The organism is Bifidobacterium sp. LH_449, assembly GCF_056356755.1.
This window is the reverse complement of sequence record NZ_JBKEUV010000001.1, coordinates 1-18,129: the sequence shown is the minus strand read 5'-3', so window position 1 is coordinate 18,129 and position 18,129 is coordinate 1. Positions and strand designations below refer to the sequence as shown.

The window sequence follows — 18,129 nt, the reverse complement described above, 5'->3', positions numbered from 1 at the left end:
GGGGGATTCTCTTCTTCGGGAAAAATATGATTTCGGCTTGTCGCGGAGAAAATATGCGTTATACTGTCTACTTGTGTTCATCGCCCGTTCCACGGGTATGCACGACGGGCTGTAGCGCAGTTTGGTAGCGCGCCTGCTTTGGGAGCAGGATGTCGCAGGTTCAAATCCTGTCAGCCCGACAAAAAGGGCGGAAAATCAACGATTTCCGCCCTTCTGCTTTTCGGGTGAAATGCCATCGGGTACATTTCGGGTACATTGCGGGAATTATATTAAATCATTCGACTGGGTTGACGGTATTGTCGTCGACCCATCGGTCGATGTCGGTCTGCCGGTATCGTATGAGCCTGCCGACGGTCACGTACGGCAGCTCGCGACGTTCGCTACGCCAACGTGAGAGCGTCGAGACGGGGATGTTGAGCTGCTCGGCGGTCTGCTTGGGGGTGAGCAGGCTATATCCGGTGTTGGCGTTGTTGTTCTTCACGTCGTACTTCTATGCGGCGCGCGTCTGGGCGCATAGGTGACGGTCATGGCTAGGAGTTGGATTAACGATCGGTGGCTGACCGATGCGGTGAAGACGTTGGATGACGGCTCGAAGGTGCGCGTGGCTCCTTCTGCGGCGATGAAGCGTGCGTTATCAATGCACACGGGTGATCCCGAGAAGGCAAAGGTCCCGGTTGAGTTCCGGACCAGCGTGTTCGGCAAGGGATCCAGATGGACCGTGTACTGGATGGCGGACGGTGAACGTCACCGCAGGAATTTCAGGGATTACCGCAAGGCGGATGAGTTCCGGGCCGGCTTGGAGGACGACATCAGGTCCGCGAAATACGTGAATCCCAAGGATTCCGAACGTACCTTTGGCGAGGTCGCCGAAATCTGGATCGCGGGACTGCGGGGGAGCATCAAACAGTCCACGGAGGCCCGTTACCTGCGTGAGTTGCGGATCTGGGTGCTTCCGCGCTGGGGCATGGTGCCCTTGGGACGTATCGGCACGGCAGCCATACAGCGGTGGGTGGCGCAGCTCGTTTCCGGCGATGCCGTCCGTGACGCGAAAATCGGCCAGGCAAGACCGTTGGCCCCGAAATCCATCCGTTCGATCGTGAAAATCGTGTTCAAAGCCGTACTGGATCTCGCCGTATCGAACGGATGGCTGACGGCCAATCCCGTCGATCGAGTGAAACTGCCACGGGCCCTGCCCGTACACCGGCGCATCTATCTGACCCCCATCGAGGTCAAAGCCATCGCCGACGAGATGAGTGACGACAATGCCATCGCCGTATACCTGTTGGCCTATACCGGGGTACGCATCGGTGAGCTGCTTGCATTGCGATGCGGCGATGTGGATCTTGACCGGATGGCGATATCGATCACGAAGACCCAGTCCGTAGACGTGGGCAACCGGACGCTTGAAACCACGCCCAAAGGCAACCGGTCCCGCACAGTGCCGATCCCCGACGGACTACGACCGGGAATCATACGACTGATCGACGGGCACGGATCGGACGAATACCTCATCCGCGCGCCGCGCGGAGGCATGCAGACCGTGCAGAACTGGCGCAACCGGGTCTGGTCTCCGGCATTGCGGGCCGCGGGCATGGATGACATCGACGGGTTGACGATACACTCGCTGAGGCACACGTATGCAAGCTTGGCGATCAAGGCCGGTGCGGATGTGAAGACCTTGCAGGCGGTCATGGGCCATGCATCCGCGGCGGAAACATTGGACACGTACGCGGACCTGTGGCCCAGCAGGACCGGCGAGGTCGCGGCCGCCATCAACAAAGAGATCCTGCTTTAGTACGTACGTACGTACATAAACGCGGTTAATTACGTTACCTGCCCCAGCTGATGCCGTGGCAGATTGCCGATATCACAAGCGATGCAAGTGACGTATTTGCGTCAACGCTCAGTGCGGCGTTGGCAAGGTCTACTGCGATTTGGTAGTCCCCAAGTACCCAGTGCAGGTAGGCCGCGGATGCCAGCGGATGCGCCAGATGCCGGCGTGCGCCCTCCTCGGCAAGCCCGTCTGCAATGCGCTGCACCCGGATTCGAGGGATGCTGTCGGGATGATGGTAGGCGCGGGTCAAGCGGTTGTCCATTTCGTCCTTTGTCCCGTGCGGATCTTTGACGATGCGGATGAACGTGTCCCTATCCAGAGTGTCGTCAACCGTGGATAGCAGTACTGCGTCACGTATCGCGTAGCTGTGGTTGATGGTTTCCGCCAGGTCTGCCAGGCTTGCTCGTTCTGGATTCTGCAAATCGTGCCAGATGTTGTTGATGGTGATGTTGATATCGCTCATTGAGATCTCCTATCCTGTGACTTTGTTTTTTGCCGTTCCTCGGCACGCTTCGCAGGATCCGGTCGGTGTGGTCATGCAAAACGACGGTCGGGAGAAGACTCCGCGTGCGGCGATTTGCATGACCACACCGACCGGATCAGGCTGGAACGTGCGAGGAACGGGAAAACCACGCCGGCCGTCGGCCGGCAAAGAGTATGGGGAGAGATAGTCGTCCGGCCTCGATGCCGGACGCCCCTATCAACGGCGGGCCGTGCCCGCTCCGTATCCTGTCGCTGTCAAAAACGTCGTCGTTCCGCCCGCGGATGGTGGGATTGTCGGATACTGGTGTATGCCCGCGCGTAAGCGCGGGCGAGCCCCCGGCCGGCGTTAGCCGGCAAGGGGGCGGCTCGGTAACTAATACGCGACTAATTGCGCGCCGGTGCGGTGCATTCCTCGATGACTTGTACGGCGATGGGCACTTCGCCGTTCTCGATATGTTGCAATGCAAAAGCATAGATTGATGGCGATGTGCGCAGCATGCGGTACTGATCGACGGTCAACGGCAAGACAGGTACGCCGTGTACGGATTGTCGGATGATCTGCTCGTCGGTAGGCTCGTCGCCGGTGATGCCCATATCATGCCGCAGGTGCCGGCTCCAGGTGATTGTGCGTCGGCGTCTGGTCGCGTCCACGTATTCGATCCACAGGCGTTTTGCCGTGTCCATGCCGAGTTCGCCAGTCACGTCATCGTCCAGGAGTTGGAGGGGATTGATTCCGTCATTGCTCCGTGACGACTTGCGGTCGCCTCGGATGATTTCGGACGCGATGTCCCTGCGTCTGTCCGGCGGCTTGACCAGATAGTCGGCGATCATGGTTTTCCCGTCAACCTCCTCCAGTAGCACGCCGTGACGTTTGGAAGGAGCTTTCCTCGCGGGATCGATGGCGTGCAGGTTCGCCACCCACATCTCCGTGATTTGTTTACGGTCCGGGAGCGTGTGACTGGCGGTGAACAGGAGGATGTGCAGGTGGGGATGCCATCCATGCCGGGCTGACCATGTGATTTCCGCGGCCCGCACATAATGTTCAATCGCATAGTCCCGGGCATAGCGCCTCCATGCCTGCGATCCGCGCATACGCGACCACGCGGCCGAGACGAGAGGCAGCAGCTCGTCGAGCGGATCCGTTTTACCGTGGGGAATAGTCAATGTGGCAAACCACAGGCCATGCCCCTCGACGGCCATCCACCGTTCGACCGCGGTCCGTAGATCCCTTGCCCGTCGCGTGCGGATGATTGGCGTGCAGATCGGACAGCACCATGGATTGGCGCAATGTTCCGCGCCCGCTATATAGGCCTTACCGTTGCGCAGTCGGATGCTGGTCCCTGTCAATGGCCAGCCGCAGCGTGCTGGTCTCGGCAGGTCTCGCAACTGCCATGACTTCAATCGTCCGCTCCCGCCGGAAGCACGATCCAACAGCCACGCCTGCGACCGGGATCGGCGTGCGTATTGATCCTCGCGCCAGCGACGCAGGTCATCAGATCTGCGACGTGCCTCTCGTTGTTCGTCTGTCCGGATGGTCATTTAAAACCCTCCAGCCCATGGGAGTCAACGGTGCGAAAACGTACCGCCTGCCGACGCATGGCATCGTGCCAGTATCCCGTGCCAGGCATATCCGTCGGGATGGTGTGCGGTGTGCAGCCGTCCCTGACAGCGTCTTCGCCCATCATCATGACCGTTTCCGCGCGGGAATTCAAGGCCAGCGCGATACGGTTGGGAAACCTGTCGCGCAGGGGCGTGGCTTCTTTTCGCGGGTCCTGCGACGCTCCGATTATCGTGATTCCCGCGCTCCTGCCTAATCGTAGGATCCGGTCAAGCAGGCGTTGGCATTGCTCCTGTCGAGCCCGATCCTCCTTACCGACCGCGCCGCCCAGCTCAGCCATCTCATCTATGATCAGCACAATTAGGGGCGTATCAGCGCCGATATCGACCTTGGTCCGTTTTTGCTCACGCAACGCCTGATTGCGTTCCCTGCGAATCTGGTCGATTTGGCTGAGCAGGGGAGAGACCTTGTCCGGCTCGTCGGCTAGGTCCTGCATCCAACGCCGCCACGGGCCGAGTTCAACGCCATCCTTCAAATCGACACCGAACAGGACGGCTGTTCCATGGAGGATATCGGGCAGCAGATTAATGATTATCTGACCGATCAGCCGGCTTTTGCCTGAACCGGTCATGCCCGCGACGAACGTATGCATGCCGGGCGGGATGGCAATAATCCCGCCGTCCAGCGCATTGCGGTACCACATGATCCCATGGCCGGACGGCGGGGGCGAAACACGATGCATCATCGCGTCAGCGTCCAATCACGGTATCGGGCGCGATGCTTGGACGATTGCGCGTCATCCATGTCGAGTGACCGCATCAGTGTCACGCCCATCTCGACCGCATCCTCGGGGGTGACGATATGCGGAATCAGCTTGTCGGGCACATGGATGCGGATGGTGCGGGCGTAGCCCAGCGTGCAGGGCAGGCCGGGCCCGTACGTGACACGTACCATGTGACGGGCCTCGGGCTTAATCCGCAGCAGCGAGCATATGGTCTCATGGTTTTCGCGGGTTTCGTACGCGGCGCGTGCGATCACAATGCCAACGATTATCAAGGGTATGACGATCGGCAGCAGATAGATCGGATTGTCGATGATTTGATTCATGGCATCTCTCCTTTACAGATAGAGGGCATCAGCCAAAACGACTGATGTCCTCTATCTATGTGGTTTGAATTGCTCTCCGGTGGCTGCTTACGGTTTTGGCGCACCTCCGATCTGGTTGATCCCGGCAGCGGACCAGCTGATACCCGACCGTCCATCAGTGGACCATGGCATCGCGGTCAGGTCATCGATCCGCACCTTGGCATTGTCATCCATGCTGATCGGGGCGGCGCTGGGTATGTTGATATCGATCACCTCCGGCTTGTCGCCGCGAGGCCTTACGAGCACGCTGACACGTTGCACGGGCAGGCCGTCGCGCATCACTATCGCGCCATCCGGCGTGGTGCGGGTCTCCGATTGCACATAGCGCATGTCGCCCATCGCCCCTAGATCCACTGGTATTCGACGCATGTTGTCCTCCTCGGGTTGACGGGGACGGCGGTATGCCGTCTCCACGACGTGTGACTATGCGGCGTAATCCATACCGGCGTACGGTGATCTTCGGACGGACTGGCGGATCGGCGAATCCGGAAGCGCCACGCCCTCGGGCAGGCTCAACCGCCATGTCTTGACCTTGCGATGGGCGTCCTTATTCTGCATGATCTGGATTCGTAATGCCTGCAACGCCGGCAGAACCCGGTTCATGTTCTGCGCCAATGCTCGAGGCGATCTTGGAGACAAGCGTTGAGTCCCGGCATCGCCGGCATTAATGCGATCAAATGCCGGGGAGAGGAGGTCGAAGAGCTCCTCGCACGTCAGCGTCCGGTCGCGGATGGAGTCCCACTGGTCGATGATCGCCATGACTATCGGATCATCCGACTGCTGTAGCTGCTGGTCATCGTCCAACATATCCAGCCAGGATCGCTCGGCGTGCGTCCCCAGGATACGGTCGACACGGCGCATGGTGGTCTCAAAATCACGGAGACGCCCGGGCATGCCGGCCAGGGAGATGCAATTATCCTGCTCGGACTGCAGTACATCGGCGCATAGACGCCACAATGCCGCGCGGAGTGTTGGCAATATGTGGTCCCAAGCTGTCCATAATCCCGCGTCGGTCATCGTCGCATCGCTGGAGCGGGGGGACAGGGTCACGTGGAGGAGTCTCGTGACAAGGTCTCCGTTCAGACGTCCCAGTGAGATGCCGGTCAGGACGATCTGTGCGATCAGATACCACCGGACGACGTCGGTTTGGGAGTACAGCTTTCGGGCTGTTTCGGATCCCTTCGTGGCGATTACGCACAGGAGGTCTGACAGGACCTGCGTGATCCGGGTGGCGTTGCCGAGCACCAGGACGGACATGCGGGAGGCGCTCATGCGGACGGACTCCGGGTCGAGGGTTCCGGCCGCCACCTCCTCGCGTGAGGTCTTGGGGTCGACGAGATCCTGATACATCAACGACAGCACGGTCTTGCCGGCTCCCGCCGGTCCTTCGATGAGGATGATGGGCTGTTGGGATCCGGCGTCCGTCGGATGCAGGATGCGATGTGCGGCTGCGGACAGCAGCTGGGCCACCACGTCGGCGTCCTGCCCCCACATGCGCATGCATTCCCCAAGCAAGGTTTTTGATGGGGTGTCAAGGATGTCGGCCGGAACATCGATGGCGGCGCATGATTCGTCGCGCAGCCAGATGAGACCATCCGGCACCCGTCCGATTTCGACGCGGCCGGCCGAAATGTGCAGTGCGGTGCCGTCATCTTTGCCCAGGTCCAACCACACGTCGCCGTCGCGACGGTAGCTACGGGCGGCCGGCACGATGCCGCAACGTTCGGCTTCGACCATGCCGAAGCTGAAGGCCGAAAGGATTTTCGAGCCGGACGGCGTGGCGTACAGCATGCCGGTCACGGGGTCCTGCGTCTGGGAGATCGCAACCATGGTCCGATGATAGAGATTGTCGCTCCGGTCCGGCGAGAAGGGTTCGGCAACATGCGTCGCCTTGTCTATCTTGTAGATGGTTGATTTGTTTCGCGTGTCGTGTGCGAACCCATACTGCTGCGAGATGGTCTGGTAGATTTCGGCGGCCGACATCGTCGGCTGAGGCACTTTCAGCATCATGCCGCCACCTCCTGCAGAGCAAAAGGCATGCCGGCGAACGGGTTGCACGGATCCCCGTAGCCGGGCCTCGGCGGCAGCACATGATGCTGCACCCAGGTCCACATGCCGTAGGCCTCGCGCAATGCGGTCGCCGCATCGGACCGGTCCGACACGAGCGTCGCAAAATCATGGGCTATCCGTCCGGCCATCAGCGTCGCCCCGACATGCCCGCGGGCTTCGCCCGCCAGCATCCCGTGGTACAGGTGGAGCAGCCCGTCATGACGGCTGCTGCACCCGCAGTATGGATCCCGATACCATCGCCGTATGACGGCCTGCATGTACGGGCATGGCTGGTTCCGGTCGGCGTCCAGCCGGGCCTGCCAGTCGGACAGGTCCTCCACGTGAGGTAGGTCCGTCATCGGCAGCGCGCTCTTGGCGTTGCGCAGTATCCGATCACGCCACGCGTCCGGCATCATCGGCAGCCGCTTCGGGTCGGGGATCCCGCAGACGTGCCCGTCGGGGTCGGCCCACTCGTACGTCTCGCCCGACCTATGGACGGACGGCCATACGATGGCGTACCGATTCCACGGCGTCAGCAGGTCCACGCCGGGGCCGAGCTGAGACACCCGTTCCATGTCCTTGACGCGATAGAAGCGGTGCCGGTATGGGGACGTCGGGTCGCCGTGGCCGTTGGTCCACGTCGGGGGCAGGGCCCCCAGTTCGGCCTCCAATCCTGCCAATGTCGCGGCGCCGTCGCCCTCGGCCTTGTGCTCCGACGGCTTGTCCACGTCCAAGCCGATCACGCTGACGCGCCCGAAGGTGGGCATGACCACGCCGATGTTCGCGGCGGCGAGCTTCGGGGTGTACAGCCATCGGTTGATGTCGAGGTTGGTCACGAGCTTCTTCTTCCGCCCGTGGTAGCCGCGCACCAGGGGCGTCTTCCCGTCGCAGGGGATAGTCTGCAGCCAATCCTTGTCACGGTAGTTCCGGGCTGCGGCGGCGAACGGGTCCGATATCGTCTGGCACATGATGTGCGCTCCTTGCTGGAGAGACCTTCTCTCCTCGCCTGCCTATATGCGTCCCCGTTTCGCTTTTTTTCGTGCAAACGGCAACCACAAGGTAAACGGATGCTGTACAAAGAGTGATGAAATTGTGCATGCGGGGAGGTGCGGGTATCCGCAAACGGGGATACCCGCAGGAAGAATCGGCTTCATTGCAACGATATCTGCTGTTTTTGCGGGTAAGCGGAAGCTTTTACACAACCAAGAAGGCTTGGAAGAAGACGATATGGGCGGAAGAGGGGAGGAACACGGCAGAGCAAGGAAAAGCTAACCCGCATTCCGCGAGGGGAACGGGACGTAGATGTATAGGGCTGTGCCCGGGACGACGCCCTCCTTCGCCTTGACGGTGTGGATCACGGCCTTGGGATGCGCCGTCCGAGGAATCCGACGCAGCAGGAAGTATGCCTTGCGCCGTCTGGGCCCGACCGTGCAGATGTACTCCCCGTACGCGTCGAAGACCTGCATTCGCGGCAGGTTCCGGGGTCCGTTGTCCGCCGCTTTGATGACGCAGTATCCCTCCCATTCCGGGTGCGCCATGATGAAAGGCGACAGCAGCGACCGGCTCGGAAAGAACAGTTCCGTCCCGCGTCCTGCAGCCACGGCCTGATCCGCCTTGTCCCTCCATGTCAGGTGGTCGATGGCCTTGTCGGCGTCCACCGGCCATCCGTACCGGTCTATCAGATCCGACAGTGCGTCTATCCGGTCATCGCAGTCGGGCACCATGATCAGCCTGTCCGGCGCGACGCGTCCCCTTCGGCATTCGACCAGAAGGCGGTAGCCCCGTTCCGCGAGCAGCCGGTTGAGTCTGATGATCGGGTGTCCCGCCGATATGGCCGCGACTGTCGTCCGGTTGATGACCAACGCCCTGCGCCCATGGTCCTTCTTCTGTTTCCTTTTCGGTTTCGACCCATTGATTGGGATTTCGCCGTCGTCCGTGACCAGGGTTCGTACGTCGGTGCTAACCGCCGCGTACACCGTTTCCCCGTCTACGTATTCCTCGCAATGCCTGCCGGGATCCTTGACGGTGCGTATCTGCATCTGGTCGACGCCTTTGAGTATCAGTGACCCGTTCACCGGCCGGGCTTTGCCCCGGCTTTTCGCGGGTTCGGCGTAGGGCTGCAGCAGGGCTGTCAGTCGGAGTACTTTTTCGCGGTTCCCTTCCCGCACTGCGTCCGGCTGTTTTTTCCGCCGGAGATACGGATTGTTGGCCATAGCGTCATGGTATCCGATTGGCCCGCGGATTATACAAGGCCCGTTCCTTTCCGCTGCATAGAGGGATGCATATGCCCAGTAGCACACACATTGAAAGGATGTCATCATGACCATGCCCGACGATATCGCCCGTCGCATCATCATGTCCCTGCCCGACCCGCCGTCAGACAGCGAGCTGACCGATCTGGCCGAGGTCGGGTTGGATGGGATCATGATGTTTGACGTGCCGCGACGCTTTGTCGATTTGCCGGATGGCCTGTCCGCTCGGGAGCAGGCGGAGGCGGATGACCGCCTGTGGCGGTTTTACGACCACACGGTTTCGGTGATGCAGGCGGTCGGCTGTGGCCCGTATTTTGCGGCTTTGACTCAAATCATGCCGTCCGTGACGGATTATCCGATCAGTGTGATGATGCAGATGTGCGACAGGGAGGATCTGGACCCTCGCGCGCTTGATATCACGCGTGACTGCATCACTGCGTCGCTGCGCTCCGAGGCACGGAAACAAGGCGTGTATTGCTGAGCGTATTGCCGGGGACTGCTGCTCCGCCGTCGCTTTTGTGGAAGTCGCAGAGCGCTATCATTGGCCCGCCCATATCCCGATATCCTTTTCAAGATGAATTGTCCGTCATTCGGGCTTGTCTCCGAATGGTTTTCGACTGTGATTCGGTACAGTTGAGAGAGGAACAGTGTCGCCCGGGGTGAAAGGATGTCGTGCGTATGGTTACGACCGTTGATGAGGTGTTTGATCAGATCGTTTCCGATTCGGCCGATCTGCGGCAGCAGGGCACGCGTTGGGAGCGGGCGGTCCAGTATTTCCTGCAGCATGATCCGGCATGGTCCGAACGTTTCGCGAACGTGTGGATGTGGGATGACGCGCCGGAAGCGTTGAATCCCGGCCGTCAGGACACGGGCATCGATTTGGTCGCCCAGGACATGGACGGCGAGTATTGGGCGATCCAGGCGAAATGCTATTCCAAACAGCTGTCGAATCTGGACGTGAGCACGTTCTTCATGACGGCCATGGCCGACGCGCGGTACAAGCATTACATCATCGCGGACACCGCCCCGTCGATCAGCCATAATCTGGAAAGCTATATCAGCGAGCATGCCGATCGCGACATCGTGCGCATCGACTTGGATTGGATCCGTAACGCCAATATCGACTGGTCGCCGTTCACCGGCGCGGGCGTTGGTGCGGGCCGTGTCATCTACGAGCCTCGCGACTACCAGCGTGAGGCCATCGACGCCATCAAAAAGGAATTGAAGGATCATGACCGTGCATTGGCGGTCATGGCGTGCGGCACCGGCAAGACATTGACGTCGTTGCGTTTGTCGGAGGAACTGTGCCCGGGCGGCACGGTCCTGTTCCTCGCTCCCTCGATCAGTTTGGTATCGCAGACCATGCGCAGCTGGGTCAACCAGGTGCGCGGCAGGATCAACACGTATGTCGTCTGCTCGGACGGCAAGGCCTCCAAGGTCGTGGACGAAAGCTATGGGCAACTGTCCGACATCCCCTATCCGGCGACCACGAACGCGTATACGATCGCGGAACGCTTCAAACAGCGCGAGGACGCGTTGAACGTGGTGTTCAGCACGTACCAGTCGATCGACGTGGTCGCCAAGGCGCAGGAGCTGGGCCTGCCCGATTTCGATCTGGTGATCTGCGACGAGGCGCACCGCACCACGGGCATGGTCAAGGAGGAAGGCGCTTTCCAAAAGGTTCACGACAATGATTTCCTGCATGCGCGCAAGCGCGTGTATATGACGGCCACGCCGCGCATCTACGATACGGGCGCGAAGACCAAGGCGGAGACTATGGGAGCGGTCGCCGTCGCCAGCATGGATGACGTGGACACGTACGGCCGCTTGTGCTACAAGCTCGGTTTCGGCAAGGCCGTGGAGAAGGGTATCCTGACCGACTACAAGATCGTGGTCATGCAGATCAGTGAGAGCATGATTCCCGCGAGCATGCAGCAGCGTCTCGCCGAAATCACAGGAAGCGCGGAGATCAAGGTCGATGATCAGGCCAAATTCGTCGGTATCTGGAAGGCCCTGTTCGACCGTCGGCACGCCAGCGACCTCAAGGGCGTGGGCCGCCACGCGCGATTCGAAGGGGATGAGGATGCGGGCCGTCTTCTGCATCATTCGATCGCGTTCGCCGCGAGCATCAAAGCGTCGAAACAGTTGAGCAACGAATTCCAGAACGTCATCAACGCGTACACGGCCGCGTTGGGTGATGAGAACGAGGAGGAGCGCAAGGCCCTCATGGACGAGGCCGGCAACATCACCTTCGAGGTGGATCATGTCGATGGCGGCATGGACGCGGTCACGCGTGCAGGCAAGCTCGCCGACCTGGCCGAGGACGACGGCGCCTGCCATATCCTGTCGAACGCGCGTTGTCTGGCCGAAGGCATCGACGTGCCCGCATTGGACGCTATCATCTATCTGAGCAGCCGCAAGTCGCGTACCGATATCATCCAGTCCGTCGGCCGTGTGATGCGCAAGGCCCCAGGCAAGGAGTACGGGTACATCATCCTGCCGATCTTCGTGCCCAAGGGCATGGACCCGACCGTCAGTCTGGCCAACAGCCCGGAATACCAGATCGTTTGGCAGGTCGTCAACGCGCTGCGCGGCCACGATGAACGTTTGGAAGCCAAGATCAACGCGGCCGCGTTGGGCGACGCGGAGGCATTGAGCCATATCGTCGAGGTCGAAGTGCTCGACGAAAGCCGCATCGTCGACCGCAAGAGGAAAAAGCCCGATAATCGTATCGGTGATCCGGAACAGCGGAAGCCGAATCCCGGGGATGATGATACTGATAAAAAACCGTCGCCTGAGCAGGGCGAGCTGCGACTTGATGATCTGCGCGAGCTGGCGGAATCCATCACGGCTCAGATCGTACGCAAGTGCGGTACCAAGATCTACTGGGGCGAATGGACGCGCGACGTGGCCGACATCACCGCGGCCAGGGCGGCAAGAATCCATGAACTGGTCTCCAATGGCGCGGCCGAAAAGGAGTTCGGCCGGTTCCTCAAGAGCCTGCGTAATAGTCTGAATGAGAACTATACGCAGGAGGAGGCGGTCAGCGTCCTCGCCCAGCACGAGGTCACGCGCCCGATCTTCGAATCCCTGTTCGATAATCCGACCGTCATCGGCAACAACCCCATCGTCAAGGGCATGGAACGCGCGCTCGAAAGCCTGTACAAGGCCGGATTGCCGCGCGGTTTGGGCGACAGCCGGCTGGACGACCTGTATGCGTCGGTACGTACCTGCGCGGCCCAGGTCGTGTCGGATACGGCCCGGCAGAATCTGATCAAGGAGATCTACAATGATTTCTTCTCGATCGCGTTCCGTGACATGGCGGCGGAACTGGGCATCGTCTACACGCCGGTCGAGGTGGTGGACGCCCAATTGCATATGGTCCAACGAGTCCTGCAACGCGAGTTCGGACAGAATCTCGGCGACCGCGACGTGCACGTATTGGACGGTTTCGCCGGCACGGGCACCTATCTATGCCGTCTCATCGAGGACGAGACGCTCATCGACGGTAAAGACCTGCCATACAAGTATGTGAATGACCTGCATTCCAACGAGATCGTGCCGTTGGCGGCGATGATCATGGACGTGAACATCGAGCAGTCGTATCACAAGCGTATGGGCGGCGACTACATCCCGTTCCCGGGTGCCCTGCTGACCGATACGTTCAAGATGAAGGATGCCGCGAACGGTTTCACGGACAGCGTGTTCGAGGAAAACGTCGAACGTCTCGTCCGCCAGCAGGAGACCCCCATCCAGGTGATTGTCGGCAATCCTCCATACCGTGCCGGAGACATCAACAACACCGGTAAACTGCTGGTGAAATCGTCAGCCAGGACAGCGACACGGAACAAGCGTACTTGGCGTTTATCTGCAAACGGCTCAAGCTGAATTTTAGGAAGCTGTCAGTAGAAGAACGGAAGTGGCTGAAAAAGATTGCGGAAAAATCCGACTTGCTGAAGAATCCAAAACCGCAGAGAGGACGAAGATAAAAAATGCCTGAACGGCGGTTCTGGTTTTTCAGAACCACCATCCAGGCATTTTGTTTAGTAATAGAAAAAGGTGCAGTTGATTATTGCGTATTGTCAATCTCTCTCAAACCGGGTAGTAAAAATACGGCAAGCGCAACGATGATAATGCCAATTCCGCAAATGACAAACCATTTCTCAACTCCCAGCCGCTCCGCCAGAGGCCCGGAAATGACAAGGCCAAACGGCATGGCGAGGGAAGCGGCGCTTGTCAGTAGAGAAAAAACTCTCCCCAGATATTCTGGTTTGACCGTTTCTTGAAAAATCGCATTTTGCACACCGTAAAATGGAGCGGAAATTCCCATAACAGTACAGCACACAACAAAGACAAGAAATGCGTCTGGCGGCAAAAGCCCGGAGAGCATATTGCTAACGCCCATCAGGAGAACGGAAAGACCGATGGTGTACCGCCGTTTCTTAAAACCGCCCCAAATGCTCAGAATGACTCCGCCAAGCAGCATACCAACCGCAAAAGCAATTTCAGCGGCAGAGGCATGGGCCGGTGTTCCTTTGAAGTATGACATACAGATGAGAGGAAAAAGCGTACTGATTGGCATATAAAAGAACATATAAATTACACCAATCCAGAGCAGAGCAAAGAGGCCCCTGTTTTGCTTTAATACCACATACCCCTCTTTCATATCCTGTAAAAACTGTTGTCTTTTCGTTTCTGGACATAGTTCAGGCGTTGGTATGGACGAAATCGCAACAGTCACACAGGCAAGGATTGCACCCACAATATCTAACAATATAATTGCATTAAGAGGCCAAACAGCATATAAAAACGCTGCGGCAGCTGGACTGATAATCGCACTTACTGCTTGCATGGTCTGCGTGTAACCAGCGCATTTTGTAAGTTCCTCTTTTGGCACAATCATAGGTGTTGCTGCGCTGAATGCTGGAGAATGAAAAGCAGTTCCCGCACTTCGGATTAACAGGACAACCATAATAGACCATACGGGCAATTCCATGTAAAACGCCACCAGCGCCAGAATACCGCCAGCGGCGGCAATTATCAAATCCGCACCAATCATTACGCTTTTACGGCTGTGCCGGTCAACAAAAGCACCTGCAAACGGGCCTAAACAGGCTTGCGGCAAAAATCCAATCAGTGTTGCTGCCGTCAATATGATTGCAGAATTAGTTTTCGCAACCAAATAAAAGATAATGGCCATTTGCAAAATACCGCTGCTAATAAAGGATATTGCTTGTCCGGCAAGAAGTGTAAAATAAGTTTTTCTCCATGAATTGTTGTTTTGGGTCATAATGCGAACCTCCTTTTTTATTGCATTGTTCCTTTGTTTCTGCAATAAAAAGCAGGCGTTGTCCCACAGAGAGGGCAGACGCCTGCATAACAACAAAGCACGAAAAAACACCACGATACAGTTCAAAGACTGCTCGTGTCAAACCTACGTGTTCCTTTGCATACGCACGCAAAAAAAGCCCACCATCATGTGGAAAGGTACTTCTACTTTTTATTGCTTATTAGCGTACACAAATTAACACACGTAAGCCTCCTTCCAATCTCAAACTGTCGCACAGTATAACACACATCCGATAGACTTGTCAACCATTTTTAACCTTGTTTTCCATCTTGTTTTTCCATCTCTTACGGGCAGTAGCAAAGCCAGGCGAGCCAGTCAACGGTCAAGATGAACGGCGCTTTCAGCGCCGCCGTTGACAGTCTCGCCCGTCTTTGCTAATGGGTAATCAAGGCGGGAAAGCCATTTTAGGGCTTTCCCGCCCATTTCAATTTTGGGAGAAGAAAGGCCCCAAAATGAACGAGTGCGGCCAAACACTTTTAGGGATTGGCCACCTTGTCCACCCATCCAGCGGGGCGGCGGGGAACGGTCAAGGCCGGGCGTCAGCCCATTCATTTCAGCCTTGACGGTTTCCTGCCGTCCTGCTACTTTTCCCGGAGTGTGGCCACACATCTGGTCACGGTGTCCAGAGCTTTGGGACTTTTTGTCCCATAGGCCGGGGGCGGAGGACGAGGGACGGGGGCTTTCATAATACGCCCTGTCTGCTGCTGAAATCAGCCCTTTGTTTCCGGCTTACCAGCCCCAAACAAAGCCCTGCTTTCCTGCCGCGTCAAATGCCCTTGCCCTCCCCGGCGGCAACGGTATTTTCAGGGCAACGCCGACAGAGCGTATAACACACTACACTTTGCTCCGCAAAGTCGTGTGCCAAATGGGGCGCTGCCCCCTTTGGAAACCCCCGCAACAAACAGGTGCTATGCACCCAGCCGGGAGCATAGCGCCGTTTGTTGTCAGCAGCCCGTTTCACGGTCTGCGTGTAGTTCCTTGTAAACTGACCTAATCAGAACACGAAATACCCGGACCTAGATCGGCGCATCGAAGACACGTATGTCGCGCAATCCGATGCCACGCTCAACAACTCCCTATACAACCATTACATTCGTGCGTTCCGCTGGGCGTCCGACCGTATCGGAGATTCCGGCATTGTTTGTTTCGTTTCCGGTGCAGGATGGCTGAAAGGCAATTCTGGGGTTGGCGTTAGGAAAACCTTTGTTAAGGAGTTCAATTCCATTTATGTTTTCGATTTAAGAGGCAACAAAGAATTCCGACGTTTGTCTAAGCAGCAGTTGGATGAAGAAGGCGACAATATTTTTGCCAATAGTTCTAAATCGCCAATTGCAATCTCATTGTTGGTGAAGAATCCGAAGTCAACAGAACACGGGGTGATTCACTATTGTGATGTTGGTAAATCACTAACTCGAGACGACAAGCTGCATGTTTTAATCAACATCAATGAGCGTGATCCCGAATGGGTGATTCTCCAGCCGGACAAGCACGGCGACTGGTTGGACCAGCGAGACGACTCGTTTAATGAGTTCATACCACTCGGCGTACAGGATGGGACGAAAAAGACCCCGAACGGTTTGTTTGCCACTTGGTCGGCAGGAGTGAAAACCAACCGTGATGCTTGGTGTTATAACTCGAATCGTGAACGGTTGTGCGGTAATGCCGAATTGATGGTGGCGACATATAGATCAGAGCTGGCACGATGGAAAAAGTCAGACAAGACTGTCGATGTGAAAGCATTCCTGACTTCCGATGAGACGCGGATCAAATGGACACGAGAGCTTTATTCGGATATCACACATCTGTATGATGCGGCATACGATTCTTCTCATATCCGGAAGGCCTTGTATCGTCCGTTCTTTAAGCAATGGCAGTACATGGACCAGCAGTTCAATAACTGTGTCTATCTTCAACCGAGATTATTCCCATATCCTGAGATAAAGAATCTTGAAATCTGTATGGTGGGTCCTGCCTCAGGTCGAGAATATTCGTGTCTGATGACGAACTGTGTTCCTGATCTGCATATGCAGAGTACCTCGCAGTGCTTCCCCCTGTATTGGTACGAAGAAGAGGACTTAACCGATTCTGAGTATCAGGATATGGGAACTCTTGATGACGGTCTCTTCGTCGAAGGGCCACAACAGGGGATGCTCCGGATTCGTTCGAATGACGACATTTCAAACAATGCAAGACATTGGGTTCGCCATGACGCCATCACCGACGCCGGGTTGAAAGTGTTCCAGGAGGCGTATCCCTCGTTGGACATCACCAAGGAGGACATCTTCTACTACGTGTACGGCATCCTGCACAGCAACGAATACCGTACGCGCTTCGCGAACAATCTTCAGAAGGAACTGCCTCGCATCCCGCTCGCGCGCAACTTCAAGGCGTTCGAGCAGGCCGGCCGCAAGCTGGCGAAACTGCACGTGGATTACGAGAAGGTCAAACCGTGGGAGGTCACCGAGGTCGGCGATTCCGCCAATCCGGGACGTACCATCAAATTGACGTATCCGCGTAAGATCAAGGATCCGGAAACCGGCAAGAAGGTTCCCGACCTGACCGCGCTTCAGGTCGCCGAAAACCTGATTATCGAGAACATTCCGCCACGCGCCTACGAATATGTGGTGAACGGCAAGACCGCCATCGGCTGGCTGATCGACCGCTACAAGGTCACCAAGGACGAGAAGAGCGGCATCGTCAACGATCCGAACGAGTACTCGGACGATCCGCGCTACATCGTCGACCTCGTCGAGAAGGTCATCCGTGTCAGCGTGGAAACCATCGACATCGTCAACGGGTTGCCGAAGCTGGATGAGATCGGTAGGACGGCGAGCTGGCCGGAAGTGTGGAACCGCTGAGATTGTGCGGCATTCCCGTGCTTTTGCGATATGGCGCTTTGTAGTGTCATAAGGTGCTGGCTGCGGCCGTTGCGGTCGTAGCCAGCCGCGTAATATGTGGGTTTTTCCTACAGTCCGACGACTATAAAATGGATCATTCCATGCGTCAAAATCGGGTACGAATCGGGTACATTGCTATCCTCAACAGCGCGAAACAGCGTGTCCCTACGCAAAGTTAGAATCGCTGGAAAACGTTGGAAAATAGCCAAAAAGGTGGTTAACGCATGACAGTGCAAAACAGCGCAAAAACCACCCGTTATAGCAGGATGTCGCAGGTTCAAATCCTGTCAGCCCGACAAGAAGGGCGGAAAATCAACGATTTTCGACACCCTATTTTTCGGGTGCAAACACATCGGGCACATTTCGGGTACATTGATGGACAAAGGTGCCCCCCCCCCCTCAACGCGACGGATCGATCGTATGCGAGGCGATTCAACCATCGATATGAGGTGTACCCCACATTCCGTACACATGTTCCGAAACCGTGAATAAACCGGAATCGGAACCAAGGCCGGCGGGCACGAAAGGAGCCCGTGACATGAAAAACGGAATGTTCACTC

Annotated in this window: 14 protein-coding genes, 1 tRNA gene and 1 pseudogene; 5 read left to right on the top strand and 11 right to left on the bottom strand. The window is 57.5% G+C overall.

Annotated elements, in window-relative coordinates; all coding sequences use genetic code 11:
• Nucleotides 1-105 precede the first annotated feature (105 nt).
• A tRNA-Pro gene (locus AC1AX7_RS00080) sits at nt 106-179 on the top strand.
• Between the two features lie 95 nt (nt 180-274).
• Here AC1AX7_RS00080 and AC1AX7_RS00075 read toward each other — a convergent pair.
• A complete protein-coding gene (locus AC1AX7_RS00075; protein WP_476508080.1) occupies nt 275-481 on the bottom strand; it encodes a helix-turn-helix domain-containing protein in 207 nt (68 codons plus the stop codon).
• 45 nt (nt 482-526) lie between these two features.
• Here AC1AX7_RS00075 and AC1AX7_RS00070 point away from each other — a divergent pair, with 45 nt between their 5' ends.
• Nucleotides 527-1,795 carry a tyrosine-type recombinase/integrase gene (locus AC1AX7_RS00070; RefSeq protein ID WP_476508079.1) on the top strand — a complete coding sequence of 423 codons (1,269 nt, stop codon included), beginning with the start codon at nt 527-529 and terminating at the stop codon, nt 1,793-1,795.
• Nucleotides 1,796-1,829: 34 nt separating this feature from the next.
• Here AC1AX7_RS00070 and AC1AX7_RS00065 read toward each other — a convergent pair whose 3' ends face one another.
• The 9 genes and pseudogenes from AC1AX7_RS00065 to AC1AX7_RS00025 all read right to left on the bottom strand — a co-directional run bounded on the left by AC1AX7_RS00065 (nt 1,830) and on the right by AC1AX7_RS00025 (nt 9,283).
• Nucleotides 1,830-2,297, bottom strand: coding sequence for a hypothetical protein (locus AC1AX7_RS00065; protein ID WP_476508078.1), 468 nt, complete (start codon nt 2,295-2,297; stop codon nt 1,830-1,832).
• A gap of 404 nt (nt 2,298-2,701) precedes the next feature.
• Nucleotides 2,702-3,235 (bottom strand): hypothetical protein, encoded by a 534-nt coding sequence (locus AC1AX7_RS00060; protein ID WP_476508411.1) that lies wholly within the window; start codon nt 3,233-3,235, stop codon nt 2,702-2,704.
• Between the two features lie 36 nt (nt 3,236-3,271).
• A pseudogene (locus AC1AX7_RS00055) lies at nt 3,272-3,856 on the bottom strand (protein rep); the annotation flags it as partial.
• Nucleotides 3,853-4,578 carry an FtsK/SpoIIIE domain-containing protein gene (locus tag AC1AX7_RS00050; RefSeq protein WP_476508077.1) on the bottom strand — a complete coding sequence of 242 codons (726 nt, stop codon included), beginning with the start codon at nt 4,576-4,578 and terminating at the stop codon, nt 3,853-3,855. The pseudogene AC1AX7_RS00055 and the gene AC1AX7_RS00050, both read right to left, overlap by 4 nt.
• A gap of 38 nt (nt 4,579-4,616) precedes the next feature.
• Nucleotides 4,617-4,982, bottom strand: coding sequence for a hypothetical protein (locus AC1AX7_RS00045; protein ID WP_476508076.1), 366 nt, complete (start codon nt 4,980-4,982; stop codon nt 4,617-4,619).
• A gap of 87 nt (nt 4,983-5,069) precedes the next feature.
• Nucleotides 5,070-5,360: a hypothetical protein gene (locus AC1AX7_RS00040; protein WP_476508075.1), complete on the bottom strand. Its 291-nt coding sequence runs from the start codon at nt 5,358-5,360 to the stop codon at nt 5,070-5,072.
• Between the two features lie 84 nt (nt 5,361-5,444).
• Nucleotides 5,445-7,031 (bottom strand): hypothetical protein, encoded by a 1,587-nt coding sequence (locus AC1AX7_RS00035; RefSeq protein ID WP_476508074.1) that lies wholly within the window; start codon nt 7,029-7,031, stop codon nt 5,445-5,447.
• Nucleotides 7,028-8,038, bottom strand: coding sequence for a bifunctional DNA primase/polymerase (locus AC1AX7_RS00030; protein ID WP_476508073.1), 1,011 nt, complete (start codon nt 8,036-8,038; stop codon nt 7,028-7,030). The genes AC1AX7_RS00035 and AC1AX7_RS00030 overlap by 4 nt, the downstream gene beginning before the upstream one ends.
• Nucleotides 8,039-8,338: 300 nt before the next feature.
• On the bottom strand, nt 8,339-9,283 hold the full coding sequence (locus AC1AX7_RS00025) for a hypothetical protein (protein ID WP_476508072.1): 945 nt from the start codon (nt 9,281-9,283) through the stop codon (nt 8,339-8,341).
• A 106-nt stretch (nt 9,284-9,389) separates the two neighbouring features.
• Here AC1AX7_RS00025 and AC1AX7_RS00020 point away from each other — a divergent pair, with 106 nt between their 5' ends.
• The gene (locus AC1AX7_RS00020) at nt 9,390-9,803 is read left to right on the top strand and encodes a hypothetical protein (protein ID WP_476508071.1); all 414 of its coding nucleotides are present in this window, start codon (nt 9,390-9,392) and stop codon (nt 9,801-9,803) included.
• 197 nt (nt 9,804-10,000) lie between these two features.
• A complete protein-coding gene (locus AC1AX7_RS00015) occupies nt 10,001-13,210 on the top strand; it encodes a restriction endonuclease (RefSeq protein ID WP_476508070.1) in 3,210 nt (1,069 codons plus the stop codon).
• A 181-nt stretch (nt 13,211-13,391) separates the two neighbouring features.
• Here AC1AX7_RS00015 and AC1AX7_RS00010 read toward each other — a convergent pair whose 3' ends face one another.
• Nucleotides 13,392-14,612: an MFS transporter gene (locus AC1AX7_RS00010; protein ID WP_002584949.1), complete on the bottom strand. Its 1,221-nt coding sequence runs from the start codon at nt 14,610-14,612 to the stop codon at nt 13,392-13,394.
• 1,325 nt (nt 14,613-15,937) lie between these two features.
• Between AC1AX7_RS00010 and AC1AX7_RS00005 the strand changes: the two genes are divergently transcribed.
• Entirely contained in the window at nt 15,938-17,530 is a 1,593-nt protein-coding gene (locus AC1AX7_RS00005) for a type ISP restriction/modification enzyme (protein ID WP_476508069.1), read from the top strand.
• The last annotated feature ends 599 nt before the right edge of the window (nt 17,531-18,129 follow it).